The sequence below is a fragment of the Gilvimarinus algae genome, from assembly GCF_030518215.1.
Taxonomy (GTDB): domain Bacteria; phylum Pseudomonadota; class Gammaproteobacteria; order Pseudomonadales; family Cellvibrionaceae; genus Gilvimarinus; species Gilvimarinus algae.
The window spans coordinates 577541-603285 of record NZ_JAULRT010000062.1 but is presented as its reverse complement, the minus strand read 5'-3'; the positions used below and the strand labels follow the sequence as shown (position 1 = coordinate 603285).

Annotated in this window: 24 protein-coding genes and 1 pseudogene; 8 read left to right on the top strand and 17 right to left on the bottom strand. The window is 55.9% G+C overall.

Features of this window, described 5'->3' with window-relative positions; translation table 11 throughout:
- Window positions 1-32 precede the first annotated feature (32 nt).
- Window positions 33-1655, bottom strand: coding sequence for a CTP synthase (gene pyrG / locus QWI16_RS17505; RefSeq protein ID WP_302715159.1), 1623 nt, complete (start codon window positions 1653-1655; stop codon window positions 33-35).
- A 199-nt stretch (window positions 1656-1854) separates the two neighbouring features.
- Entirely contained in the window at window positions 1855-3222 is a 1368-nt protein-coding gene (tilS, locus tag QWI16_RS17500; protein WP_302715156.1) for a tRNA lysidine(34) synthetase TilS, read from the bottom strand.
- 102 nt (window positions 3223-3324) lie between these two features.
- On the opposite strand from tilS, the gene QWI16_RS17495 reads away from it, so the two are divergent.
- Together QWI16_RS17495 and greB are read left to right on the top strand one after the other, a co-directional pair.
- On the top strand, window positions 3325-5274 hold the full coding sequence (locus QWI16_RS17495; RefSeq protein ID WP_302715154.1) for a S9 family peptidase: 1950 nt from the start codon (window positions 3325-3327) through the stop codon (window positions 5272-5274).
- A gap of 3 nt (window positions 5275-5277) precedes the next feature.
- The gene (greB, locus tag QWI16_RS17490; RefSeq protein WP_302715152.1) at window positions 5278-5778 is read left to right on the top strand and encodes a transcription elongation factor GreB; all 501 of its coding nucleotides are present in this window, start codon (window positions 5278-5280) and stop codon (window positions 5776-5778) included.
- 48 nt (window positions 5779-5826) lie between these two features.
- Here greB and QWI16_RS17485 read toward each other — a convergent pair whose 3' ends face one another.
- From QWI16_RS17485 to QWI16_RS17475, 3 genes are all read right to left on the bottom strand, one after another.
- A complete protein-coding gene (locus QWI16_RS17485) occupies window positions 5827-6444 on the bottom strand; it encodes a hypothetical protein (protein WP_302715150.1) in 618 nt (205 codons plus the stop codon).
- A gap of 51 nt (window positions 6445-6495) precedes the next feature.
- Window positions 6496-6792 (bottom strand): putative quinol monooxygenase, encoded by a 297-nt coding sequence (locus QWI16_RS17480; protein WP_302715147.1) that lies wholly within the window; start codon window positions 6790-6792, stop codon window positions 6496-6498.
- 112 nt (window positions 6793-6904) lie between these two features.
- Window positions 6905-7663 carry an SDR family NAD(P)-dependent oxidoreductase gene (locus tag QWI16_RS17475; RefSeq protein WP_302715145.1) on the bottom strand — a complete coding sequence of 253 codons (759 nt, stop codon included), beginning with the start codon at window positions 7661-7663 and terminating at the stop codon, window positions 6905-6907.
- A 131-nt stretch (window positions 7664-7794) separates the two neighbouring features.
- Between QWI16_RS17475 and QWI16_RS17470 the strand changes: the two genes are divergently transcribed.
- The gene (locus tag QWI16_RS17470) at window positions 7795-8676 is read left to right on the top strand and encodes a LysR family transcriptional regulator (RefSeq protein WP_302715142.1); all 882 of its coding nucleotides are present in this window, start codon (window positions 7795-7797) and stop codon (window positions 8674-8676) included.
- Window positions 8677-9029: 353 nt separating this feature from the next.
- On the opposite strand, the gene QWI16_RS17465 is transcribed toward QWI16_RS17470, so the two are convergent.
- From QWI16_RS17465 to QWI16_RS17430, 8 genes are all read right to left on the bottom strand, one after another.
- Window positions 9030-10286 (bottom strand): cyclic di-GMP phosphodiesterase, encoded by a 1257-nt coding sequence (locus QWI16_RS17465; protein WP_302715141.1) that lies wholly within the window; start codon window positions 10284-10286, stop codon window positions 9030-9032.
- A gap of 196 nt (window positions 10287-10482) precedes the next feature.
- Complete coding sequence (locus tag QWI16_RS17460; RefSeq protein WP_302715140.1) at window positions 10483-10743, bottom strand: hypothetical protein; 261 nt, start codon at window positions 10741-10743, stop codon at window positions 10483-10485.
- 8 nt (window positions 10744-10751) lie between these two features.
- Window positions 10752-11552, bottom strand: coding sequence for a penicillin-binding transpeptidase domain-containing protein (locus QWI16_RS17455; protein ID WP_302715138.1), 801 nt, complete (start codon window positions 11550-11552; stop codon window positions 10752-10754).
- A 17-nt stretch (window positions 11553-11569) separates the two neighbouring features.
- Window positions 11570-12145 (bottom strand): DUF1287 domain-containing protein, encoded by a 576-nt coding sequence (locus QWI16_RS17450; RefSeq protein ID WP_302715136.1) that lies wholly within the window; start codon window positions 12143-12145, stop codon window positions 11570-11572.
- 44 nt (window positions 12146-12189) lie between these two features.
- The gene (locus QWI16_RS17445) at window positions 12190-12969 is read right to left on the bottom strand and encodes a hypothetical protein (protein WP_302715134.1); all 780 of its coding nucleotides are present in this window, start codon (window positions 12967-12969) and stop codon (window positions 12190-12192) included.
- A 106-nt stretch (window positions 12970-13075) separates the two neighbouring features.
- Window positions 13076-13270, bottom strand: coding sequence for a tautomerase family protein (locus QWI16_RS17440; protein ID WP_302715131.1), 195 nt, complete (start codon window positions 13268-13270; stop codon window positions 13076-13078).
- Window positions 13271-13280: 10 nt separating this feature from the next.
- Complete coding sequence (locus QWI16_RS17435) at window positions 13281-13637, bottom strand: nuclear transport factor 2 family protein (RefSeq protein ID WP_302715128.1); 357 nt, start codon at window positions 13635-13637, stop codon at window positions 13281-13283.
- Between the two features lie 2 nt (window positions 13638-13639).
- Window positions 13640-14245: a glutathione S-transferase family protein gene (locus QWI16_RS17430; RefSeq protein ID WP_302715126.1), complete on the bottom strand. Its 606-nt coding sequence runs from the start codon at window positions 14243-14245 to the stop codon at window positions 13640-13642.
- A 109-nt stretch (window positions 14246-14354) separates the two neighbouring features.
- Between QWI16_RS17430 and QWI16_RS17425 the strand changes: the two genes are divergently transcribed.
- Entirely contained in the window at window positions 14355-15242 is an 888-nt protein-coding gene (locus tag QWI16_RS17425) for a LysR family transcriptional regulator (RefSeq protein WP_302715124.1), read from the top strand.
- Here QWI16_RS17425 and QWI16_RS17420 read toward each other — a convergent pair whose 3' ends face one another.
- The 4 genes from QWI16_RS17420 to QWI16_RS17405 form a co-directional block, all read right to left on the bottom strand.
- Window positions 15243-16412 (bottom strand): SGNH/GDSL hydrolase family protein, encoded by a 1170-nt coding sequence (locus QWI16_RS17420; RefSeq protein ID WP_302715123.1) that lies wholly within the window; start codon window positions 16410-16412, stop codon window positions 15243-15245.
- A 103-nt stretch (window positions 16413-16515) separates the two neighbouring features.
- Window positions 16516-17322 carry a nucleoside triphosphate pyrophosphohydrolase gene (mazG, locus tag QWI16_RS17415; protein WP_302715122.1) on the bottom strand — a complete coding sequence of 269 codons (807 nt, stop codon included), beginning with the start codon at window positions 17320-17322 and terminating at the stop codon, window positions 16516-16518.
- Window positions 17323-17405: 83 nt separating this feature from the next.
- Window positions 17406-19649, bottom strand: coding sequence for a GTP diphosphokinase (relA, locus tag QWI16_RS17410; protein WP_302715121.1), 2244 nt, complete (start codon window positions 19647-19649; stop codon window positions 17406-17408).
- Between the two features lie 200 nt (window positions 19650-19849).
- The gene (locus QWI16_RS17405; RefSeq protein WP_302715119.1) at window positions 19850-22312 is read right to left on the bottom strand and encodes a glycoside hydrolase family 3 protein; all 2463 of its coding nucleotides are present in this window, start codon (window positions 22310-22312) and stop codon (window positions 19850-19852) included.
- 227 nt (window positions 22313-22539) lie between these two features.
- Here QWI16_RS17405 and glk point away from each other — a divergent pair.
- The 4 genes and pseudogenes from glk to QWI16_RS17385 form a co-directional block, all read left to right on the top strand.
- Window positions 22540-23541: pseudogene (glk, locus tag QWI16_RS17400) on the top strand (glucokinase); the annotation flags it as partial.
- Window positions 23542-23943: 402 nt separating this feature from the next.
- Window positions 23944-24765, top strand: coding sequence for a BLUF domain-containing protein (locus QWI16_RS17395; protein ID WP_302715118.1), 822 nt, complete (start codon window positions 23944-23946; stop codon window positions 24763-24765).
- Complete coding sequence (locus QWI16_RS17390; protein ID WP_302715117.1) at window positions 24758-25333, top strand: GTP-binding protein; 576 nt, start codon at window positions 24758-24760, stop codon at window positions 25331-25333. Before QWI16_RS17395 ends, QWI16_RS17390 begins: the two co-directional genes overlap by 8 nt.
- Window positions 25323-25736 (top strand): roadblock/LC7 domain-containing protein, encoded by a 414-nt coding sequence (locus QWI16_RS17385; protein WP_302715116.1) that lies wholly within the window; start codon window positions 25323-25325, stop codon window positions 25734-25736. Before QWI16_RS17390 ends, QWI16_RS17385 begins: the two co-directional genes overlap by 11 nt.
- Window positions 25737-25745: the final 9 nt, after the last annotated feature.

Sequence of the window (25745 nt, the reverse complement as noted above, 5' to 3'; positions counted from 1 at the left end):
GTATGAGGCGCCCGGCAGCGCCGGGCACAGTTTTACGTGCGTGCTTTGGTGGCAGCGGCAACAAAGCTGGTAAACAGCGGGTGGCCATCACGGGGCGTGGAGGTAAACTCCGGGTGGAACTGACAGGCCACAAACCAGGGGTGATCTGAAATCTCCACCACCTCCACCAGAGTGTCATCGCTGGACCAGCCACCGATTTTCAAACCGGCTTGCTGTAGTTGATCTACGTAATTGTTGTTGACTTCGTAGCGGTGGCGATGACGCTCGACGATCACATCCTGGCCGTAGATATCGCGGGCCTTGGAGTCTTTGACCAAACGACACTCCTGCGCCCCCAGGCGCATGGTGCCGCCGAGGTCGGATTTCTCATCGCGCTTTTCCACATCGCCGTCAGCGGTGACCCATTCAGTGATCAAGCCAATCACTGGGTCCTTACAGTGGCGGTCAAACTCGGTGCTGTTGGCGTCTTTCAGGCCCAAGACATTGCGCGCGAATTCAATCACCACCGACTGCATACCGAGGCAAATACCAAGATACGGCACTTTGTTTTCCCGTGCGTAACGAACCGCTGCAAGCTTGCCCTCTACGCCGCGATTGCCAAAGCCGCCGGGCACCAGGATGGCGTCGGCGTTTTGCAGCACACTGATGCCCTCTTCCTCGATGCGTTCGGCATCGATGTAGTCAATATTCACCTTGGTGCGGGTGTGAATACCGGCGTGAGTCAGCGCCTCGTTGAGTGACTTGTAGGCGTCCAGCAGGTCCATGTACTTGCCGACCATCGCAATGGTGACTTCCTGCTCCGGATTGAGTTTGCCATCGACCACCGCGTCCCACTCGGACAAATCCGCCGGGCCGCACTCAAGGTTGAGGTAATCCACCACAATCTGGTCCAGACCATACTCGTGCAGCATGCGCGGTATGGCGTAAATGGTGTTGGCATCGGGCACGGGTACCACGGCTTTTTCCGGCACGTTGGTAAAAAGTGCGATCTTGCGGCGCGAGTCGTCATCAATGGCCACTTCCGAGCGACACAACAACACCTCGGGCTGCAGACCAATGGAGCGCAGCTCCTTCACCGAGTGCTGGGTTGGTTTGGTTTTGGTTTCGCCGGCGGTGGCGATGTAGGGCACCAGTGTCAGGTGCACCAACATGGCGTGCTGCGGGCCCAGTTCGACTTTCAGCTGGCGCACGGCCTCGAGAAAGGGCTGGGACTCAATGTCACCCACGGTGCCGCCGATTTCCACCAGCGCCACATCCACATCGCGGCCGCCCTCTAGAATTCTGCGTTTAATCTCGTCGGTAATGTGGGGAATCACCTGGACGGTGCCACCCAGATAGTCGCCACGGCGCTCTTTACGCAGCACTGTCTCGTAGACGCGGCCTGTGGTGAAATTGTTACGGCGGGTCATTTTGGTGCGGATATACCGCTCGTAGTGACCGAGGTCTAGGTCGGTCTCGGCGCCGTCCTGAGTGACAAACACCTCGCCATGCTGGAAGGGGCTCATGGTCCCGGGATCGACGTTGATGTAAGGGTCGAGCTTCATAATGGTGACCGCAAGACCGCGAGACTCCAAAATGGCCGCGAGAGAGGCCGAAGCAATGCCCTTGCCCAGCGACGAAACCACACCACCGGTAACAAATATATAGCGCGTCATGTATAGCCTTGTTGAGCTTAAGCGTTAGAGAAATCGGGGAGAATGAGCAGACTTGGAGCCCCACTCACTCGGCGCACATCCGTGGCTGTCGGCGGTGCAAAAGTACCGCAGCAGTGGCTCAAGAAGTGCTCTTAAGATGGGGCGCCAGAATACCAGAAAGGCCCCCAAGGCTCAATCGAAACTTGCCGCAAAGGCCAGTTTAGGGCAGCTGCCAACACAATGGCCTACCCGGCTCGTCGACCGCTGCGGCAAACTCGCGGCAGACCCAGAGATCCCCTACCGCCGCCAACTCACCGTCCAGATAAAGCAAAGGGACGCGGCTGCGCAGCCAAGTGGGCAGGTCGTACTCCTGCAGCAGCTTTTTCAGGGTTTGCGAGTGCCCGCGAGCCGCCGGATGACAGCGCTCTCCCCCCTTACGCCAGCGAACCTCAGCGCTACTCGCGCAAAAGCGCTCGGCCAGGCCCGCCCCCACCCTTGCCGGGCCAAACTGCAAGGCATCGCCGCCGGGCAGGCGCAAAGGCTCGGCCAAATCCACCCAATACAAGGTGGGCTCGACGGCGCTCGGCTGCCACTGGCGCTGCAGGTCCAGTGCAAACAGACGGCCGCCATAAACCCGCAGCTGGCACCAGGACAAACCAATGCAGGCGCTGTGACTGTCGCCACGCAGCAACTGGCTGTCGATATCGGCCAGAGCCTGATGCCCCGGCAATTGACCGCAGCGCCGCAACAACCAGTGGCGCAATAAATTACGCTGGCGCTTGGGCGTCAGCGCCTGTAGCGCCGAACGCTTAACACTAAAGCCGAGCGCCGCCGGCTGCTCGTCGCAGGCGCTTAAATCCAGCGCGGCCAAATCGGCCAGCAAAGCATCGGCTTCGCGGCAGTGTTCCGCGGTGCGCACCAGTTGACGCTCGGCCTCTGGCCAGCGCGCCGCCAGCAAAGGCAGCACCTTGTGACGCAAATAATTGCGGTCGAAGTCGGTATCGGTATTGGAGTGGTCCTCCACCCAGCTCAGACCCTGCGCCTTGGCGTAGGCTTCTATGGCTTCGCGGCCGAGTGAAAGCAGCGGGCGCAGCAACCGGCCCCCGGCCAGAGGCCGATGACTGGCCATAGCAGCGAGCCCACGTACACCGGCGCCACGCATCAAACGAAACAACACGGTTTCTGCTTGATCGCTCCGGTGATGGCCTAACAACAGAGCGTCAGCGGGCTGCATCAGTTCGCGGAAAACACCGTAACGCGCCAGGCGGGCTCGCTCCTCTATACCACTGCCACCCTCGCCCAAGTGCAGCTGCCGGATCTCGAGTGCTACGCCCCACGCCTGGCAAAGCGCACGGCAGTGTGCCTCCCACTCATCGGCCAAGGAGGACAGGCCGTGATTGACATGCACCGCCACCACCGGTTGCGTCGGGCCGGTGGCAAGCAGCGCGTGCAAAAGCACCACTGAGTCGACACCGCCACTCAGCCCCACCAACCAGCGACCAGCTAGGTCCAAGCCGGCAAGCTCGCGGGCCAGAAGGGCCGGCAAAGTCGCCGCTTCGGATTGCGTATTGACAGGAGACTCACTCATGCGGGCATTAAACCCCAGCCCCCAAAGTCCGGCAAGCGAACACTTGCGCGGCCGCACCACAATCGTTAGTGTTTGGAGCCCAATTCAGACAACGCGAGCCCTATGAGCGATCAACACTCTATGCAAACCGCCCCTTATGGCCACTGGCAATCGCCCATCACCCCTGAGACCTTAACGGCCAACAGCATGCGCCTCGCCGAGCCACAGCTGTGCGGCAATGTGGTTTACTGGCTGGAATCGCGACCCGATGAGGGCGGGCGCAATGTGCTCATGCGCCAGGAGCTGGGCCGCGAACCGCGCGAGCTGCTCGATGCCAGCGTCAGTGTTCGTACCCGCGCCCACGAATACGGCGGCGGCGCCTATATCGCCAGCGATGATGCTGTCTACGCCGTGTTTGATGCCGACGAGCGCCTCTACCGCATTCCCCTGAAACAGGGCCACTCCCTGACGCCCGCCCCCATCACCGGACAAGAGCGCTACCGCTACGCCGATTTTTGCCTGGACATTCGACGCTCACGCTTGATTGCCGTGCGCGAAGATCACACCCGCGAGGGCAGAGAAGAAAAGAGTGAGCTGGTTGCCATCGACATCACCGGCAAAGCACCTGTGGAGGTACTCGCCAGCGGCGCGGACTTTTACAGCAACCCGCGCCTGAGCCCGGATGGCAAGCAACTGCTGTGGCTCAGCTGGAACCACCCAAACATGCCCTGGGACGGCACCCACCTGTCACTCGCCGAACTGGATCAGGATGGAAAAATCACCCAGAGCCGCGTGATTGCCGGCTCAGACACGGAATCGGTTTTTCAGCCGAGCTGGAGCCCCGGCGGCGAACTCTACTACGTCAGCGATAAAAGCAACTGGTGGAACCTGTATGTCGCCGACGGCGAGCGGGCCCGCCTGGTCACCCGCCAGGAAGCGGAATTTGCCACCCCACAATGGGTGTTTGGCATGTCCACCTACGGGTTTCTATCGGACGATAAAATCATCTGTACCTTTACCCGCGATGGCACCTGGTCACTGGGGCTCGTCACCCGACAAAAGACCGACGGGCGCTACCGCTTCAGCGAACTGACCAGCCCACTAACCGAGATCAGTGCCATCACCGCCAATGACGAGCACGTTGTCTTTCTCGGTGCCAACGCCCAGCGGGCAAGTATTCTGTATCACCTGCTCGGGCAGTCCATTGGCCACAAAGCCGCGCCGCCCATGCAGCAGCTGCGCCGCTCGCAGCCCGCCCATGTGGACCCAGCCTATCTCGCCGAGCCCTGGCCCGTGAGCTACGCCACCAGCGATGGCGAAACCTGCCACGGTTTTTACTACCCGCCCACCAACCCCGAGTTTCGCGCCCCCGAGGGTGACAAGCCACCATTAGTGGTGGTGTGTCACGGCGGGCCAACCGGCGCCACCTCCAGCTCGCTCAACTACAAAGTGCAGTTCTGGAGCTCCCGCGGCTTTGCCGTGCTCGATGTGAACTACCGCGGCAGCACTGGCTACGGCCGCAAGTACCGCGACAGACTCAAGGGCAACTGGGGAGTAAGCGATGTCATCGACGTTGCCTCGGGGGCTGAGTATTTGGTAAACGAGGGGCTGGCCGATCAAGACCGGTTGATCATTCGCGGCTCCAGCGCGGGCGGCTACACCGTACTGGCAGCGCTGACCTTTACCGATACTTTTTCCGTGGGCGCCAGCCTCTACGGCATTGGTGATTTAACCGCTCTGGCCGAAGACACCCACAAGTTTGAATCGCGCTACCTGGATTCCCTCATCGGCCCCTATCCCGAGAGCGAAGCGCTCTATCGCGAGCGCTCCCCCATCCATCACATCAACCGGTTAAATTGCCCGGTGATTTTTCTGCAGGGACTAAAGGATAAAATCGTTCCTCCGGCGCAAGCCGAGGCCATGGTGGCCGCTCTGGAAGAAAAAGCCATTGCCAATCGCTACGTCACCTTCGCCGACGAAGGGCACGGCTTTCGCAGCGCCGAAGCCATACAAACCGCCATTGGCGAAGAGCTTGCGTTTTACCTTACGCAATTTGAACGGCAGGCCCACTAAGCGATGGGCCGCTGGCGAGCGCCGCGCCCGAAAAGCTCGGCCTACATAACCGCTGAAGGTGCCGAAGCGCTCCGAGCCGAGCTACGCTATCTGTGGAAAGAGGAACGCCCTAAAGTCACCGATGTGGTGCATGAGGCGGCGAAAAACGGCGACCGCTCGGAAAACGGCGACTATATCTACGGCAAAAAAAGACTGCGGGAAATCGACTCACGCGTGCGCTTTCTTACCAAACGGCTCGAGGCGCTCACCATCGTCGACCGCTTGCCGGACGATCAAACTCGGGTGTTCTTCGGCGCCTGGGTCACTCTTGAGGACGACGACGGTGTGGAGTCACGCTACCGCATCGTCGGCCCCGATGAATTTAATGTCGGCGAAGGCAAAATCAGCATGGACTCCCCCCTCGCCCGCGCCATGCTGAAAAAGCAAGTGGACGATGAAGTGGTGCTCAAAAGTGAACAGGGGGATAAGGTGTTTTATATCACAGGGATTGAGTATATCGCCTGAGCGCTTCGCAGACGCGTTTTCTATGATTCAAAGCACAAAAAAATAGCTTTAAACCTCCTTAGACACCACCTTTCCACAGCTGTGTCTCAGTTCCTTTATCCACCACTGATCGCCGTAGTTGTCATGCGTAACGAACCGCATAAAGGAGGCCATGTACGAGAGAAAACGAGGGGTCGGATCTAACGCAGTTAAGATAAACTCCCGAAGACTGTCCACCAGCTTATGAAACTCGAGCCCATTGTGGTCAAAAATGTATATCGCTCCTGACTCAGCGCCACTTTCTACGCAGAGCAAGTAGTTTCCGCTCGCCGGTACCTCCCCAATAACCTTATGCTGTCCGAACCAAGATGGAAGGACCTCTCTCTTCTCGTCATCATCAAGCACTTCGATCCAAGCAAACATGCCATCTTCCAGCTCGCGCCACTCTTTGGGATTTGCCAAATAAAAAGCTGCAACTTCACTTTGCGGACAGAAATACAATAACGCAGATCCAATATTTTCGAAGAATTCGTTAATTTCCAGCACCTCTGAGACCCAAGCCGGCTCTTGAGGTGCGATTAGGATGTGTTGAAAACCCTCCTCCCTTTCAACACACGCAACGCCAAGAGAGTGACAGAGAAATTCACCAGAGTGCATTTGCAAAATGTCTACAATATTTTTATCCATAAAACAGAGCGATCCTAACAGAGAGCACATTCTAAGCCAGAGTTTCTTCAGCTACTCCAGTCCCATCACCTGATAATGCCGCTCAGCGTTGACCGACACCAAACCCCACTGCGAATCACGCACCCGCGCTTGATGGACCGCAAAAGCGGCCTTATCCACAAACTCTTCGTACACGTGAAATTTGCATCTATTTTCCGAATCTTGCTGAACCACAAATACCGAGCAGCCTTCTTCGGCCAGGGTAAGGGCAATATGCCGGGGCAATTCCACAAGCACGGCCGCCAACTCCGCTTCTGGCACCAGCAGATAGCCTTGAAGCACAACTTTCTTTCGTGCGGCTTTCGCCAAACCAAAATCTCCCTTAAAAACGCTAGCGACAACAAATACCTTGTTGCACTCTCTACCGCCGATGTTATAGAACCCTGTGTAGGTTTGACAGCCTCGCGAAAGCAGTCGCGAGCTAGAGCATCATGCCACCAGAGACTTCCAGACGTTGGGCGTTGATCCAACCGCTATCATCGGCCAGCAAAGCGGCGATAGCTCCACCTATATCGTCTGGTTGACCTGCACGCCCGAGCGCGGTTTGCGAGGCGATAAAGCGATTCAGCTCGGCATTGTCTCTGACATGACCACCGCCAAAGTCGGTTTCAATAGCACCCGGCGCCAGGGTATTAACGCGAATGCCCCGGGGGCCCAGCTCTTTGGCAAGGTAGCGCGTCAGCACTTCAACAGCACCTTTCATGGCACCATAGGCAGCGTAGCCGGGATAGCAAAAGCGGGTCAGGCCCGAAGAGATATTCACGATGCGCCCACTGTCGGCGATGACAGGTAACAGAACCTGCGTTAAGAAAAACACCCCTTTGACATGAATGTTCATCAGCCGGTCGAACTGCTCCTCCGTGGTCTGCTCAAACAGTGCATTAATACCAATACCGGCGTTGTTGACCAAATAATCAAAGCTGTCGCGCCGCCAGTTAACCTCTAGCGCCTGACGCAGCGCTTTGACAAAGGGCTCAAACGACACGATGTCGCTGGCATCCAGCGCCAGCGCATGGGTTTTACCGCCCATAGCCTCCACCTCGGCGCACAGTGTTTGGGCGGCTTGAGCGTCGGTGTGGTAGGTAAAGACGGTGTCAACGCCCATTCGCGTCAGGTGCAGAACCATGTTGCGTCCCAAGCCGCGGCTTGCGCCAGTAATCAAAGCAATCTTGTTGGTCATCTCGTTTCTCCCAGGTTGAGTAAATCACGCCCTTAGCTTATTGGTCATAAAAATCAGGATAAACCTGTATTTTTTGGTTAAACTGTTCAAAATTTTTGAACAATTGGGGCATTATGGACCGTATTAATGCGATGACTGTTTTTGTACGCGTGGCCGAACAAGCTAGCTTTACCGCCGCAGCCGACAGTCTGGGGTTGCCCAAAGCCAGCGTGTCTCAAGCTGTTAGCCAGCTGGAGAGTCAGGTGGGTGCACGTCTTCTGCAGCGCACCACGCGCCGGGTCAGCCTAACGCCGGATGGACAAGCCTATTACGAGCGCTGCCGGGATTTACTGGCCGATGTGGATGAACTGGAGTCCATGTTCCAGCAAACCCCGGCCACAGTGAGTGGACGCTTGCGGGTAGACATGCCTACCGGTCTCGCCCGGAATTTGGTTGTGCCCAAACTACCGGACTTTCTCGACAACTACCCAGGCATCGAGTTTGAGCTCAGCTGCAGCGACCGGCAGGTAGACCTGATCCGTGAGGGATTTGATTGCGTGTTGCGCGTGGGCAACGTCCACAGCTCGGGGCTGATTGCCCGACCACTGGGCCGTTTGAGCATGGCTAATTGCGTTAGTCCCGGCTATATCGAACGCTGGGGCAAACCCGAGCACCCCGCTGAACTATCCAACCACCGTCTGATCGATTACAGTCAAACCCTCGGCAGCCAAACGGGCGACTTTGAGTACCTCGATGGGCAGCGCCATAGCACCTGCCAGGTACCTGTGGCCCTAACGGTCAACAGTATTATGGCCTACACCAGCGCCTGCTTGGCGGGGTTGGGCATTATTCAGGCCCCCCGAGCGGGCGTCCTGACATACCTTAACGAGGGCGTCCTCGTAGAAGTGCTCGAAGATTTTCCGGCCGAACCCATGCCGCTCTCTATGGTCTACCCCAACCGGCGACACCAGGCGCAGCGGTTAAAAGTGTTTATGAATTGGGTGGAGGAAGTGACTGAGGGGTATGTGGATTAGAGCGCTTGCAGCGATTCTCGAATTGCGATGGGTAGCCCGAGACTCAATCAATTCCGCTTAGCGATAACCTAGTGGCGCCTAAAGAAATTGCAGTGCGCTTAGACCGACCTCTTACTTGATCTGGAAATTTACAAACCGAAACCCCAGGTCGAGTTTACTTTCTTGATTCGGCAAACCGAGCTCTAATACACAAAACGGGATAGAAGGTTTTTGACGGTGCTATGAGACAAGCCAACGCTTTAGTGCCTGCTTTCTTCGGTTTGATTAAACCTAAGATCATCCGCCGCAGCGCGCTTTAGCACTTGGAGCTTTTCCTTGTTATCCATTCTCAAGCCCTGAATACCCAAAAGCGATCAACTCTTAAACACCAGCCCTTTTTCGCGATAATCGCGGACAAAAATTCCGTGAGTTCCATCGGGCAGGGTGTCGCGAATTAAGTAGCTCTTATCAAGTTTTCCAGCTTCTACCTGAGCAAGATCCACAATTTTTTCGCGCTCCAGCGGCTCATCGCCCTGCGCCAAGAGAATGACTTTTGGCAGGTGACGGTATTGCTTATTGCCTTCCAGCACCAGCCCGACGAGCCCGTTTTTAAGTTCTACCAGCGAACCCGGCGGATAGAGTCCAACACTCTTAATAAACGCCAGCGCCAAGCGCTCATCAAAGTGAGTGCCGCGATCTTTGTAGATGATTTTCAACGCCTGCGTAGTGGGAATAGCCGGTGCATAACAACGCTTGGCAGTCATGGCATCGTAGGCGTCCACCAAGGCAATAATACGAGAAAACTCAGAGATGCCCGAGGCGGGTAATTTGCGCGGGTAACCCTGCCCGTCCATTCGTTCGTGATGACTGTAGGCGACGTCGACGGCAGCGTGAGTAATGCCGGGGCTCGACAGCAACAGGTTACGCCCGTGAATCACATGGGCGCGCATTTGGTTCCACTCCTTTTTATCCAAGGGGCCCGGCTTATTGAGCACCTCGGGAGGCACACGCATTTTGCCCACATCGTGCAGCAAGCCACACAAGCCGAGCTTTTCCAGCTCGGCCTCACTAAAGCCGAGGTGCCGACCAAAGGCAATGGCCAGAATGCACACGTTAAGGCAATGTTCGGCGGTGTAGTTATCCTGGTTGCGAATTTTGGTCATCCACAGCAGCGCATCTGGATTGCGCAAAATACTGTCGACACAGGATTTGACCGTCGACTTGGCCTCCTCAGTATTGAGGGTACCACCGAGGCGGATATCGTCGATAATGGTTTTGGTGAGCCGCCGCGCCTCGCGAAAAACGCCCAGCGCCTGGTCGTGCTCATCCCGGGCGGAGACTTTGTTGATATAGGTGGTTTTCTTGCGAGTTTTGGGCTCCATAACACCGTGTTCGTCGGGCGGCACCCACTCTGGCTGTACGGCGTCAATCCAGACATGTTGGCAGTATTCGGCCACGGTATCGACGTCGTCCTGACTTTCTAAGAGAAAGCCCTGCAGCAAAAACGGCGTTTCGAGCCAATCCCGGTCCAGCTTGGACACGTACATGCCTACCCGCAGTTCACCCACGGGTATCTTGATGCTGCGCTTGCTTTTATCGTAAAAGCCGGGACGTATTTCTCGGGTATCCAAAGCAGTTCTCGTTGCTGACCACGCGAGGGCACAGGGAGGGCTCTGTGCCAGCCTAAAAAGCTATTTTATGCGTCACTATTACCCCACTATAGCCAGTCTAGCCTATGGCTGCCCGGATAAATATTAATAATGTCTAGGGGCTTTATTAGTTAGCGCTATACACAGGCATAAAATGATATTCATTTTCAATTTTCGGCTAGCCCTTATCATTCTTCCCCTTTTGTAGGCGCGCCAGTTCCTGAGCCAGGGTATTGGCCGGCATGTGCTCTCCAGCGCGGCCATACCAATAACGAGCATTGCCCATATCGCCCTCTAGCCGGTGTAGGTAGGCGTGTATCAAGCACGATAACCTATCCGTCTCATCTTGGACGGTTTCATGGGCCACGTGCCATTCGCCCCGGCTAATAGCGTCCAGGGCTTTCAGGTGAAGGGTTTGGGGCGCTGTGTTATCGGACATGGGAATTCTCAATTGGTGATCAACCCGGCCTGACGTAAATAGGCCTTTGCCAAGGCCTCGCGACGAGCTTGAATATCGGCAACGGTATTACCGGATACGTTAAGAGCAAAATAGTATCTGCCCTCGGCGTTGTCCACCCAACCGACGTACCAGCCAAGTGTCTCGTCCACAGCCAAGTAACCAGCGCCGGTCTTGGCATAGAGGGTGTATTGGTCTGCTTTTTCGGCTTGCATCACCTTCAACAAACGGGAAGTCACCTCCGCATCCAGCCCCACCTCATCATTGGCGATGCGGCGTAAAAACGCGACTTGCTCCAGGGCTGAAATTTGCAGAGAACCGCTCAACCAGAAGTCATCCAGGCCTGAGGAGATATCCTGGTTGCCATACTCAAAGGCCTGTAGCCATTTTGTCATAGCCTCTGACCCCATCTGCGAGACCAGCGTACGGTAGACAGGTACCGCCGAGCGCTGAAAAGCCTGTGGGAGCGTCATGGGAGTGCGCTGCCAGGAGCTTGGCCACCAGGGCTCTGGCGGATAGTCATCCCGGCTGTAATTAAGTGGCTGTGTTAAATCCCGAACAACACCAGTTTGCAAAGTAATGGCCGAGCTGGCCACCTTAAAGGTCGAAAAAGGAGAAAACCGCTGTTTGGCGCGCGCTTCCCCGCTCACGGTATAACCACCGGTCGGCTCGCTGTAGAGCACAAAAGTGCAGAGCTCAACGGGTTGATCGCAGTTGGCGACGCTCTCGGCCATAGCAGTCGGTGCCGCAAACATCATTAAAAGCCACGCGGCTCGGGCTATTGGTGTCATTTCCGGCTCCTTGCTTGTTATTGTGTGTCGGAGTGATAGCGATAGTGCCCGTTAATAGGGTAAGCAAACAAGCGATCCTCCAGCTGCGGACCCGCACCGATGTTATGGACCACCAAAGGCACGCCGGCCGCAGTGGTGCGATCGCTGACAATACCAATGTGTGGAAGATTGCCTGGCAACATCCAGGTGACCAAATCGCCGGGCAGATAATCGCCCGCGCTATCGGTTATTGCGAGCGCCTCACCGTGGCGCGCAAAGAACGCTTGCAGGTTCGGCACCCGGCGATGATCAATGTTACTGTCTGGCGCAGTCAAACCCCATATCCGGCGAGAGGGGTAGGCACTAAAGTGGGCAGTTATATCCTTATGCACCCGTTCTTGTAAATCTATGCCGAGGGCGCGATAGCTACGAATGACGACATCGGTACAGACACCGATACCCGCAGGCACATCGCCACCGGGGTAGTCCATTGGTATATAGCGGCCATCGTAAACGACTCTGTGCTCTGTGCGCTCAAAAGCGGCGGCAGCCAGTCGCTGCGAAAAAGCCAGTGATTCGTCTGCCTGTGCAACCGAAACGGCAAACCAGGACAAAACGCCCGCAACTCCCCCAGAAAACAATCGCGATCGAAAGAGTATCACTGCCGCGCCTCCAGATGACCGGCAATATACTCACACCATTGCTGTGATTGGCGAGGCGGCACATCGGGGTCATCTCTAAGACCCAAAGCAAACTCCAGCGCGCCCTGCCATTCGACAGAACCTGGATCGGGTCCATGGCCTGCGCCATCGGTCACCGGCAGTGCAGCCGACACTCTTTTTACCCACGCGGGCGAGCACGCCAACTGGTTAGTGCCCTGATAACCCTTCCAGTTCTTACACAGGGCCTGCTCCGCCTCTATGTCTTGCTCGGTAAGGTCCAAATCGCGAATCAAATGCATGTACTCCTGGGTTGTGTCGAGCTGGAGGTAAATATTGGCAATCAGCGATGAATCGCCCTCAGGTGTGTCCTTGAGACAAAAGCCACTGACGCTAAAACCCAGGGCACCCTTGCCTTCAACACCTTCAGCCTTTTTATCGGCAATGCGCTTTTGCATCTGAGTCAGGCGCCGGGCCTGCTCGTCGGTCAGCTCCATCACCACCAAATTTTCTTCTGGCTGAAGGGAATAGACAAAGTCGGCGGGTAAGCGCTGTTCAGAGACCGCTGAAAACTCAAGGTTTTCCGCAATATCCAATTGGTCATCCACAGCGTCAAAACCCAGCAGCATCACTACATGGGCCTGGGAGATGTCGATACGTTTGGGAAGAATTACCGCGATTTTTAACTGACGTCCATCCATGGTCAGGGGGTCGACAGAGCGCATTTTCAGCATAGAGCCGACGGGCATGGAGGAGCAAGCGAACAGTATACTCGTCAACAAGCACACGAGTAAGAGACGAAAAAAGAGGGGCATGGCAAACCTTCCCTGATCAGTAATATGAACCCTTTTACGGACACTTCCTTGTGATAAAAGTTCTCGACCCCTAAGCTCTTAATTCGGTAACGCTCTTGTAACCGATACCCCAGTTATCGGTACTGACTTCATCAATCACCACAAAAGTGGTTTTGGGGTCTTTGTTCAGGGTATCCACCAGCAATTGGGTTACCCCACGAATCAGCCGACGCTTTTGTTCGGGGCTCACCCCTTCATTAGTCACTTTTATATTCACGTAAGGCACTTTTGTCTCCTTAGGGTTTATCCGCATACATTTTATTGACGATACGCCAGCGCCCTTGCTCTTTCAGCAGGCTGAGAAAGTCTACAAACTCACGACCGAGCAGCGGGCAATAGACTCTGACCACCGCTTGCTCACCGAAAAGATCAATGGCCTCCAACCGGTAAGCAAAGGCATCCCCACGCTCGGCGGGCACCGGGCGACTGACCACGAGCTCCAGCCACTCAGCTTTCGTGCGGCGAATCCCCGGAGCCTGCAGCTGCGCCCGATCATCGAACACGGTGTCGAGTAACGCACGATCGGCACGATGCAAGCCCGTAAAATAGTCCTCGACCAAGCGTTCAATCTGCACAGAATCACTGGCAGACATTCTCAGGCCACCTTACTCTGCTCGGCCGCTACCGATGCCCGGTAGCTGGGCATGGCTCTGACCGAATCGATAAGTGCCTTTGACCTGCGGCCTATTTCAATGCGGACAGGAAAGAATTCCCCCCAAGCGGCGTAGACGGCCAACAAAATATCGGCCGGGCTCAGAACCTCACCGGCCAAGTAGGCGTGCACTTCAAGCCGGCTTTCCACTACTTCCCAGAGCGCTGAAACCTTCTGAGCCGCGGCTGAAAGCAGCGCCATTTTGGTTTCGGAGTCCTCCAAACTACCAGCCAGGAAAAACAGTTTGCTGTAGGCCGGGTGCATGCTGGCATTTGCAAACATCAAGGCCTCAATCACCCGACCACGAGCCTGCGCATCGGTGGGCAGCAGCTGATTTGCATGGCGCTCCAATAGATAGAGAATAATCGCAGCGCCCTCGGTAACAACAGTATCCCCTGTTTTTAACGCGGGCACAGCGCCCACTGGGTTGATTTGCGAATAGTCGGCGATCTCGGCCTTGCTAATAAGGGAAAAATCCTGGCCCAGCTCACGCAAAATCACCTGAGTGGCCAATGAACACGCTCCCGGTGAATAGTACAACTGATACATAGTAGCTTTCCTGTGTAAAGATAACTTGGTTGACAGGGCCCACTATAGACTTGCCGACTTAGCGAATATATAACTACAATTGATACCTACTGTTTCCTTGGGGGATACCATGGATAAGCTCAAAGCCATGCAGCTACTGGTTCAAGTCAGCGAGCTTGGCAGCTTCAGCAAAGTAGCCGAGCAATGCGGAACGACCAAATCCATGGTAAGCAAACAAATAGCCAAGCTTGAAGACGCCTTGGGCGCTCGCCTGCTGCAGCGTTCAACGCGACAACTGCAGCTCACCCCACTGGGCGATGCCTATCTACAACGCTGCCGGAATATATTGCAACAAGTCGATGAGGCAGAGCTTCATATTCAAGATGAGCTGCAGCTTCCCAAAGGCAAACTCAGAGTCAATGCACCCATGGCACTCGGCCTAACGGCCTTGCGGCCTGCCATCAGCGCGTTTATGCAGCAATACCCGGATATAGAACTGGACATCCAGCTTTCGGACGAATCACTGGATTTGATTCAACACAATTTCGATGTGGGCCTGAGAGTGGCCAGCCGCAGTTTTGATTCCCCTTACGTGGGCCGCGTGCTCACGCATTTTGATTACCGTATTTGCGCCTCAGCGGCATACCTCGCCTCGCACGATCCCATTAGACGCGCCAGCGATCTAAAAAAACATAACTGCTTTGAATACACCTACTTTCGTGACAAAAATCTCTGGCCGGTCGGTGGACAAGGCATTGCCATAAGCGGTCAACTCAAAGCCAACAGTTCTGTCTTTTTGCTGGAGATCATCAAGCTCGGAGAGGGCATTGGGTTTATTCCGAGTTTTATTTGCCAAAACGCTCTCGATACTGGCGAGCTGGTTGAAATTCTGGCTAAAACCCGAAAACCCAAGATGACCCTCTATGCCCTCTACCCTGAACGCCGCTTTATGCCTCCACGCTTAGCGCGATTTCTGGAGCTTATGGCAGAGCACTTTAAGGAGTCAGGGCAGGCCTGACTACCACTGCATAATAGGCCTGAGCGCCTCAGCCAACTGATTGGCCATGGCCTGATGCCCGGCCACCAGCGGGTGCCAGTCGCACCCGAGCTGGGACTGGGGTGGATGGGAGACCTGGACGAAATGCACGTGCGGGTTACCCATTTGCGCCTGCTCGTGGGCTGCCGCCTGTAACCGCTCCACCACTTGCGGTAGGGAGCTATCGGCCAAAAGGACGATGGGTAACTCGCCGTAAGCCGAGGTCACTTGGCCAATTAAATCCTGCACAGCCTGGATAAACACGCTGGCCTCCGGCATGGGCGGCGTGCTGTGATCGTTGGTACCCAGTTTGATCACCACGGCGTCAGGGCGCCAGGCGCTGAACCCCCAAGGCAGATCATCGCGGGCCATCAGCGTTCTGCCGTAGTAAAACGGCATTGGCGTCGCACTGGTGGAATCTTCATCGCCGTAATTACGCACGGCCCCAAAACCGGATATCGCAATGGAATGGCTTTGCGCGCCCAAGGCTCGAGCGGCAATGGGCGCGTATGAGAGGTAACTGTTTTCATAGGGGCGCAGTACGCCACCGCAGTCAAGCCCCGGCCCTTCATTGCCATAGCCTACGGTGTAGGAATCGCCAATAAACTCTAGCTTTCGCTCCGGCGCCGGCGGCAAGGGTAAGAGCTCGCCGTCACTGGACAGCTGAAGCCCTAGAAAGCGCCCCGCGCCAAAGTTAGGACCCGTGCGCTTGGTGAGCAAAACCCGGTGCTCCCCCTCGCCCAGACTGAGAGGATAGTCGCCCTGACCGGAGGCCGTTGACACCTTAGAGTGAAGCTCACCACCTACAAACACATTGTAATCATTCAGCCCGTCGTCCAGTAGCAGCGTTACCGCCGCCGCGTTGGTGCGAAATTCAATTTGCGTATTGGCCCAGTCGTAGCTGGCAGCCTCTGGAGTGACGGCCACCCGCCCGGTGTAGCGAATGGCCGGGTCATCGGGTGCGATGAAATTCAACGACGGTAAAGAAGAGGCGCCGACGCTGCTCACGGAAGACGCGCTGGACGATGCCCGGCTGGCGGGATTGTCGGCAATAGGTGCCGTCGACTGACCGCCGCCCGAGCAGGCGACTAACGACAAAAGCGCAGCAAACAAACTGGGGAGTAGATGAGAGGGACGAGTCCGTTTGCGCATAGCGGCAGCCTTTGGGTGATTATGGTTTTAGGCTACCTTAAACAAATTGCACTGATGAAAACAACGGCCTTTACCTTGCCTAACGCTTGCGAGCGGTTTGAGCTCAAAGGCCCTCACGCTTGGCCTGATCCCAGAGTTGGTCCATTTGCTGAAGAGAGAGTTTATTCAATGCATCGGTCGCATTCGCTTCAATATAGCGAAAGCGGCGCTCAAATTTATGGTTTGCGCGGCGTAGTGAACCCTCCGGGTCCTGCTTAAGGTAGCGGCTGATATTCACCACCGCAAATAAAAGATCACCGAGCTCGGCCTCCACTGCGCTCATATCACCGCTCGCCAGCGCCTGCTCGACCTCCTGCAATTCCTCGCGCACTTTGGCGATGGGGCCTTGGACATCATCCCAATCAAAACCCGTGCGCGCGGCGCGCTTTTGCAGTTTCGCGGCGCGGGTAAGCGCCGGGAGATTGAGCGGTATATCGTCCAGCGTGCCTCTGGAGCCTTTGGCGGCGCGCTCTTCCTGTTTAATGTCTTCCCAGCGCTGCTTAATGGCGGCTTCATCGGCAGGCTGATCACCGTAGCGCTCGTAGAGATTGGCGTTGGGGAAAACATGAGGATGGCGACGCACCAGCTTGGCCACCAAAGTATCCACCACCTGATGAAAGTCAAAGCGCTTTTGCTCCGCGCCAAACTGGCTGTAAAAAATCACCTGAAACAGCAAGTCACCCAGTTCTTCGCTCAGATGATCTAGGTCGCCACGTTCAATGGCATCGGCGACCTCGTAGGCCTCTTCAATAGTAGAGGGAACAATGCTCTGGTAGGTTTGCTGCAAGTCCCACGGGCAGCCGTCTTGCGGATCCCGCAGGCGCTGCATCAGGTAAATCAAATCGTCCAGGCTGTAGGTTGGCGATGCCATAAGCGTCCTTAGAATAGGCGGTTAGCGCATTGTAAACTCACTCGAGCCACAAAAAACACCCCGCCGGTCCTCGACTTTGCACGCTATAACTTCCTTCTTGCCGAGGCAATGTTGGGCAGCTGATTCAGGCGCGTCAGTACACGGCTGAGCTCATCAAAGCCGCGGATTTCAACGGTGATCTGCATATCCACAGTATTTTTGCGCTTGTCCGACAAGGTCTGCATGGCACTGATGTTAATGCGTTCGTTGTCGAGTAATGAGGTAATGTCGCGCAACAGCCCCGAGCGGTCATAGGCCTCGATAATGACATCCACCGAATAACTGCTTTGCGGAGCCGCGCCCCAATCCACCTTGATGATGCGCTCGGGTTCATCCGACTGCAATTGCAAAACGTTGCTGCAGTCGGCGCGATGAATAGACACCCCGCGCCCGAGGGTAATGTAACCGGTGATGGCATCACCGGGCACCGGGTTACAACAGCTGGCGATTTGCGTTAATAAATTACCCACGCCTTCGATGTAAACGTCGGATTCCTTTTTCGTTTTGGGCGAACGCGCTTTAAAGGGTATGACTGGCTCTTTCGGGTGTTTTTTGTCAATCAGCCGTTGCGCGGCATTGAGCACCTGACCGACGCCAATATCACTGGCACCCACTGCCGCGTAGAGATCATCCAGCGACTGCATGTTGAGCTTTTTGGCCAGTTCCTCAAAATCCAGATCCAGCAGCGCTAAACGTTTAAATTCGCGATCAAGCAGTGCCTGTCCTTCGGCAATATTGTCATCGCGAGCCTGCACTTTAAACCAGTGCTGAACCTTGGCACGGGCACGGGCGGTGTTCACATAACCCAGAGCCGGCGACAGCCAATCGCGACTGGGCGCCTCGCGCTTACCGGTAAGAATTTCCACTTGATCCGCGGTGTTGAGGTGGTAGTTGAGCGGCACTATTCGGCCGTTGACTTTTGCCCCCCGGCAGCGGTGGCCCACATCGGTGTGAATACGGTATGCGAAGTCCAGTGGCGTAGCGGTTTTGGGCAAATCCACCACATGGCCTTCGGGGGTAAAGACGTAGATGCGATCCTGATCAAAGGATTTGAAATCCTCCTGCAACTGTTCGCTGTTGCCGCCCAGCTCATCGTGCCATTCAAGCACTTGCCGCAGCCAGGCAATTTTTTGCTCGTAGCCATCCTGCGAGGCATCGGTATCCGTGCCCTTGTAGCGCCAATGGGCGCAGACGCCCAGCTCGGCCTCTTCGTGCATGGCGTAAGTGCGCACCTGAATTTCCAGCACCTTGTTTTCCGGGCCGATGACCGCAGTGTGTAGTGAGCGGTAGCCGTTTTCCTTGGGCGAGGCGATGTAATCGTCAAACTCGTGAGGGATGTTGCGCCAAAGACTATGGACGATGCCCAGCACCGTGTAGCAATCGCGCACGCTCGGCACCAGAATGCGCACCGCGCGAATGTCATAGACTTGGGAAAAGCCAATACCCTTGCGCCGCATCTTTCGCCAGATGCTGTAAATATGCTTGGCACGGCCCGCGACTTCACCATCGATACTCGCGCTTTGCAGCTCTTCACGCAACAGCGCCAAGACGTTATCGATGTATTCCTGGCGGGCAATGCGTCGTTCATCCAGCAAAGAGGCAATGCGCTTGTAATCCGTGGGCTCCAGATAGCGGAACGATAGATCCTCCAGCTCCCATTTGATATGACCAATACCCAGACGATGGGCGAGCGGCGCATAGACATCGGAAACCTCGCGTGCCACCTGCCGGCGGCGCGCAGGCGATGCGGTTTTTACCGCCCGAATCGCGCAGGTGCGCTCGGCCAACTTGATCAGGGCCACTCGCACATCATCGACCATGGCTACCAGCATCTTGCGGATATTCTCGGCCTGCTCCTCCGACTGACGACCAAAGACACGCTCTTCCGACTCGCTGCGCTGGTAGCTGATCGCCGCCATACGCAGCACCCCCTTGATCAGCTTGGCGACGGTTTCACCGAACTGGGCCTCGACGTCTTCCAGCGGGACTTTTTCTTCGCGCACCGTGCGGTAGAGGATGGCCGCGACCAGAGTTTCCTGATCGAGCTGCAAGTCGGCGAGAATTTCGGCCATTTCCAGGCCAATACGAAAGCAACTGCTGCCTTCGCCCCAGCGGTGTTGTGCCACACTTGGCAGAACATCCACGCTCTGACAAAGCTCGCAGGCGCGCTTGAGTTCAGCAAGGGTAGGAGACGTTTGCTGCTCTATGCCTTCCAGGCGCTGCAGCCACGCATCAATGTCGACACTGCCATCTTCGGCGATGGGGTGGTCTTGGCGGACTTTTACCATAGTATGTTCGCTTGTACTGCGTCTGACCGTTGTTCGGATTCTTTGCCGCAGTCCCGGGTGGGATCCGTAACGCGCCTTAGACGCCTGCCTGCGCCAGAAGTTGCATGCCAGACTCACTGGCTGTGAGCGGGCCTATGGTATTCATTTGGCCGGCGTAATCAAGCCCACCGGGCGATCCGGTGAGCCGAAAGCCTAAGGAGTTAGCAGGCGCTCACCTCTATACCCTCGCCCGCTGCTGCCTTTTTGACTTCCACATAGGAAAAGCGCAAATCCAGCTCGCCGCTTGTTACCAGGGTAAACGGCTCCAGAATACGGTAAAAGAACTCCTCCGGCGGTAAGACCAGACCAAAATCCGAGCCCACATCGGGGAATAACCTAAGCGGCACGGTGACCCTTGCCCAGCCCTGGCCGGTCAAATTGGTCAGAGTATCGGTAATCTCCAGGTCAGAGTTGCTGTTGGGGCCGCAGCCAAGGCGCAAAATCACAGCGGCGCTCGGGGCACGATCCACCTTAACGTCAAACAAAAGAGCGCCGTTGTTCTCCAAGTAGTCCACCATCACCTGACGATCGCGGGTGGTGAGAGCGACAAGCCCTTCCCCCGCACCGTTCCAGACGGCGCGACGGGCATCCTCCTGAACCTCGCGATCCACAGCAGTAACACTGATACTGGTGGTTTGAGCACTGTTACCAGTCATGGTGACGCGGTCATTACGACAGCCCTCAAGCACAATGCCAAAGGGCTCTATGGGTCGGCGGTTGAATATTGGCATGGCGTCACTGGCCTCGAAGCGCGCATCGTAGGCCTCAGGTAGGTCATCGCCCAGGGTATCCACCTCGCCATAGCGCAAGCCATAACCATAGGCGAAGAGCGGCTCATAGTCGGCATCGCCCAGGTTGAGTGGCACTTGATCCGGGTCGCGCGGCCAGGAGAAGGTCAACTTGCCTTTTATCGGGTGCGGCACCGAGCCGTCGGCTGCGGTAAAAATCACATCGCCCACACCTGCGCCCTCACTGCCTGGCTGCCAAATCACCACAAAGGCATCAGAGGCGTTGAGCTCTCGGTTTACCCACAGGGGACGCCCGGTAATAAACAGCGACACCACCGGTATTCCCTCCGCCCTGAGTCGTTGCAGCAGCGCCCAATCGCGCCCAGCGGACTCTTTATAGAGCAGATTCTGCACATCGCCTTGCATCTCGGCGTAGGGCGCCTCACCCCAAACAACGATGGCAACGTCCGGCTTTTGCTGATAGCTTCCATCTTCACTGAATTCAAGCTCGCCTCCGGCTGCACCGACAGCGTCGCGAATACCGTCCAGCACCGAGGAGGCGCCTGGGAAGTCCCGGCGGCTGGTTCCCGTGCCCTGCCATGTAACCGACCAGCCGCCGGCCTGCTTGGACAAATTCTCGGCCCCGTCACCGGCCACCAGCACTCGCTGCGAAGGACTGAGCGGCAGGAGGTTGTTTTTGTTTTTCAGCAATACAAGCGATTCGCGCACCGCCTGGCGGGCGACGGCGCGGTGCTCTGGCGCACCGATTAGCTCGTCGCGACCCGCAAGCGGTCGACATGAGGGCTTGTCACGCTCGAACAACCCGGCGCGCAGCTTAACCCGCAAAATGCGGCGCACAGCGTCGTCGGCGCGCGCCATGGGAATCACACCGGAGTTGATTTGCTCAACGGTGTTCGTGAACAGGGTTTTCCAATCCGGGTCAGGCACCATAAAAATGTCGAGACCGGCGTTAATCGCGTGGGGGCAATCCAACACGCTAGCGCCCTCAATAAACCCGTGACCGTTCCAGTCACCCACCACCAGGCCATCAAAGCCCATGGTGTCCTTGAGCACGGTGGTTAGCAGATGCTGATGTCCGTGCAACTTCTCACCGTGCCAGCTGTTAAACGAAGCCATCACACTTTGCACGCCCGCCTCAATAGCACTGATGTAACCTGCCCCGTGAATATCACAGAGCGTCTGTTCGTCATCAATGCAATCGCCACGGTCAATACCGTTAATGGTGCCGCCGTCGCCAATAAAGTGCTTGGCGGTAGCAATGACATGCGTCTGATTTAAAAAGTCACTAGTGTCGCCCGCCCCTTGCAAGCCCTCCACCATTTTGCCGGCATAGGCGCGCACCAATTCAGGGTCTTCGGCGTAGGATTCATAGGTGCGGCCCCAGCGATCATCGCGGGCAACGGCCACGGTGGGAGAGAAGTCCCAATCGATACCAATCGCCGCGATCTCACGGGCGGTGACCTCGCCGATTTGACGAATCAGTTCGGGATTGTCCGTCGCGCCCAGCGCGATGTTGTGCGGAAAGAGAGTCGCGCCAACGACATTACCCACGCCGTGCACAGCATCAGTGCCCCACATAATCGGAATATAGACTTTGCCGTCTGAGCCATCGGCGGCGGCCTCAAAAAAACGGTCGGCCAGCGCCACCCAATCGGCGGCTTTGGCATAGCGATTGTTATCCGGCACCGACCCGCCACCGTTTAGCACAGAACCTATGTGGTAGTCCTTGATGTCCTGCGGCGTCACTTGTTTGATCTCGGGCTGAATCATCTGGCCAACTTTCTCAGCCACGCTCATCTGCGCGAGAAGGTCATCAATCCGTTTTTCCAGATTCGCATCGGGTTTCACCACACTGGTGACTTTGGGCCAGGGCACAGCTACCTCCAGAGATTATGTGTCAGGGTTTTGTGGGCCTTTTGCAGGCCTCGTGTCGTTATCGTTCGGCTTGCCGTAGCATAGCGAATTGCGGCGCAAACTACACCATTATTGACAGCGCTGTCAATTCAAACTAGACTGCGGCGCATTTTGTATCGATAACATGGCGGACACTGGGCAGGACCGGGCAATACCGGTAAGCTGGTGGCCGGTCAACGCATCAAGCCAGCGCGAGGAGAACAACAAGTATGAGCATTATTCTGGTAGCTGATATCGGCGGCACCAACGGACGCTTCGGTCTGGTCAACGCCTGCTCTCACGGCAAAGGCTATAACGCCGAGCAGCAGATCAGCCTGCGAAGTGCCGACTACCCCACCCTCGCCGATATGATCCGTGACTATGTCAAACAAGCCGGCATTAGCATGCCCAAGTTTGCTTGTTTGGCCATCGCCGGTCCCATTCAGGACGGGCACGTCAAAGTCACCAACCTCAATTGGGAATTCTCCATCTCGCGCCTGCGCGACGAGCTGAACATGCAGGCGCTGGACGTCATCAACGATTATTCCGCACTCGCCTACGCCGCCCCTCACCTGCAAAAAGAAGACATCACCACTTTGTACAACACCGAGGCCAACCCCTACGCGCCCATCGGTGTCATGGGGCCGGGCACGGGTTTTGGCGCGGCACTGCTGGCACCTGTCAATAAAGCCTGGAAGATTATCCCCACCGAAGGCGGTCACTGCAGCTTTGCACCGACGACAGATACCGAAATTGCCATTTTGCAAGAACTGCGCAAGCGCTTTGATCATGTCTCCATTGAGCATCTGCTTTCGGGTCAGGGTCTGGTTTCTATATACAAGGCACTGGCCGCGATTGAAGGTAAAGACGCCGAGGATTTACAACCGGCCGATGTCAGCGAACGCGGCATGAAACATCAGGACGCATTGTGCGAACAAGCGCTGCAAGCTTTTTGCAATATACTCGGCAGCGTCGCGGGCGACAAAGCCCTAAGCTGGGGCGCGCTTGGCGGCATTTATTTGGGCGGAGGCATTGTTCCCAAGATCGCTCACTACTTGCCACAGACCGACTTTATCAAACGCTATCTGCACAAGGGCGTTATGCGCGGTTACGTGGAGGACATTCCGGTGCATATGGTCACCAACGACAAAGCGGCTCTGATTGGCACAGCCGCCTGGCTGGTGGATACCACTCCGGCCCTGCAATCCTAATCCTAAGGATCTGAGGCGTCACTACACAGTGAGTGGCGCCCAAACCCCAACTCTCAATCGCGCTTTTGTTGTTATCCGCTTACACTCACCTCTCCAAACGCTTCGCCTTAAACGCTCCAGCCTCGCACAACCCTTTGGCACTAAAATTTAGAAAGCAAGTTTACGCGAAAAAAACTGCGCCGATTTTACTGCTATTTTACGATCAGAAAACTGTATTTTTACTTTTTCGCCAGCAATCCGTCACGGAAATCGCTCGGGTTAGAGAAAGACCGTTTCTAATGATAAATTAGAATAATCGCGAATTTGCGCCAACCATAAGTTCAACTAAGCTTGATTTCACAACGTGTTTAAAAGCTTTTCTTATATCGAACCTGCCACCGACTACGAAGAGGGAATTTCACCTTGCTCAAACGCATCGCCTGCTTAAGCTCCATCGACGGGCCAGACAATAATAATCGCTACTCCGAGCAGGTTTTCAACACCTTTGACACCGCGCGGGTGTACAACAAAGAGCACGATATTGTTGGCGTCTTTCTAGTCTTCAAAAACATCCTGCTGCAAGTGGCTGAAGGCGAAGCCAATGAGCTGGCAAAAGTCATCTACAGAATCAACAGGGACCCAAGAATCTCGGATGTCTCCATTATCGTTAACGAGCACATCGAAAAGCCCGCGTTCAGTCGCTGGTCGATAAAGCTGCTCAGCGAGAATTGTGACGCCCATGCACAACACCTGAAAAAGATAGAAAACCTGTTAAAAGGCGGATTGAACCTGTCGGGCGCTATTGACTCTATTCGCTATCACAAGCTCTTTAACATGGGGGAGACCAGCGCGCCGACCAGCAAGCAACAAATCGACAGTCATGAGCAAAGCGCTCCTTTTCGCGACACGGTACTGTCCATGCCTTCCTGGCCGCGCCCAACTCAGCTAAGACTCGACGCCGCACTTATGAAGCTTTGTCCGTTACTGATTAAAAAGCACGTTCCCTACCAGCGGCTGGTTTCCCTTAACCTCTTTGCTCATGAGCAGGAATTGACAGAGCTGCTTCATCGATTACAGCAGGCCAGAGCCCTAGAGGTGATCGCCGTGGCCGAGCCGGACAATCTACGCATATTGAGCTCACAGCGGGAAAACAAGGCTCCGGCTCCCGCCAGGGGTCGATTCAGCCAGGCATTGCGCAGTTTTATCAGCAACCACAGGGCCAAAGGAATCGCCGGTCATGAGTAGGATTTATCACAAACTCGCCATTGTCGGCGAAGTCGGGGCGGGGAAGACACAACTGGTGCACACCATCAGCGAGATCTCCCCTTTTGTGACAGAGGCAAAATCCAGTGTGGATATTGGCAAAGAATACACCACTGTCGGTATCGATTACGGCAGGCTAAGCCTGGACAGCGACATTGCGCTCGGCCTTTATGGTCTACCCGGACAAAAGCGCTTTCAGCTGCTCTGGGATATGGTCAAGCAGGGCTTATGGGGGCTATTGGTTCTAGTGAAATACAACGATGAGCTCAACGTCAGCGCCCTGAATGATGTGCTGAATCATTTTGACCCGATGAAAAACCAGTTGCCCCTGGTAATTGGGCTGACCCACAGCGACCTCGCTGCGGACGAAGATCAAATTGACCTGTTCGTTGATATTTTACACTACGCCCTTGAACAAAATGGTGTGACAGCACCGATTGTCTGCCTTGACCCGAGAGAGGTGGAGTCCTCTCTGCTGTTGTTGCAATTGTTCGACTCGCTGCAAGACACCGTGCACGACCCGATGGAGGCACACAGAGATGTCATTTGATAAAACCCTGCATAAGCCTATTAAAGCCCTCTGCGAAAAGTACGCGGAGAACGAAGCGGTTGAAGTCATTTCTCTGTCGACCACCGACGGTTTTCCGGTATACACCCTCAACCGGGCCAACCACAATATTGAAGAAGACAGCTTGTCCGCCGCGGCCAGCACACTTCACTCTGTCAGTAACGCGGTGGCTCAACAGATTCTGGGTAAGCGCTTTAAGGTTACTTTTATCGAAGCGCAGCAGGGCAACGTCGCCTTCGTCGATCTTGAGCTGCAGGGAAAAAACTACGTGCTAGTGATGTCTGCGCAACAGTCGCTGAACATTGCCAGCCTGCGCCTTTTGATCACGCGACTGGCCAACGAGATTCATGAGTTAACACCCGATTCCGCCATTGCCTCGGTATAGGCAATACTT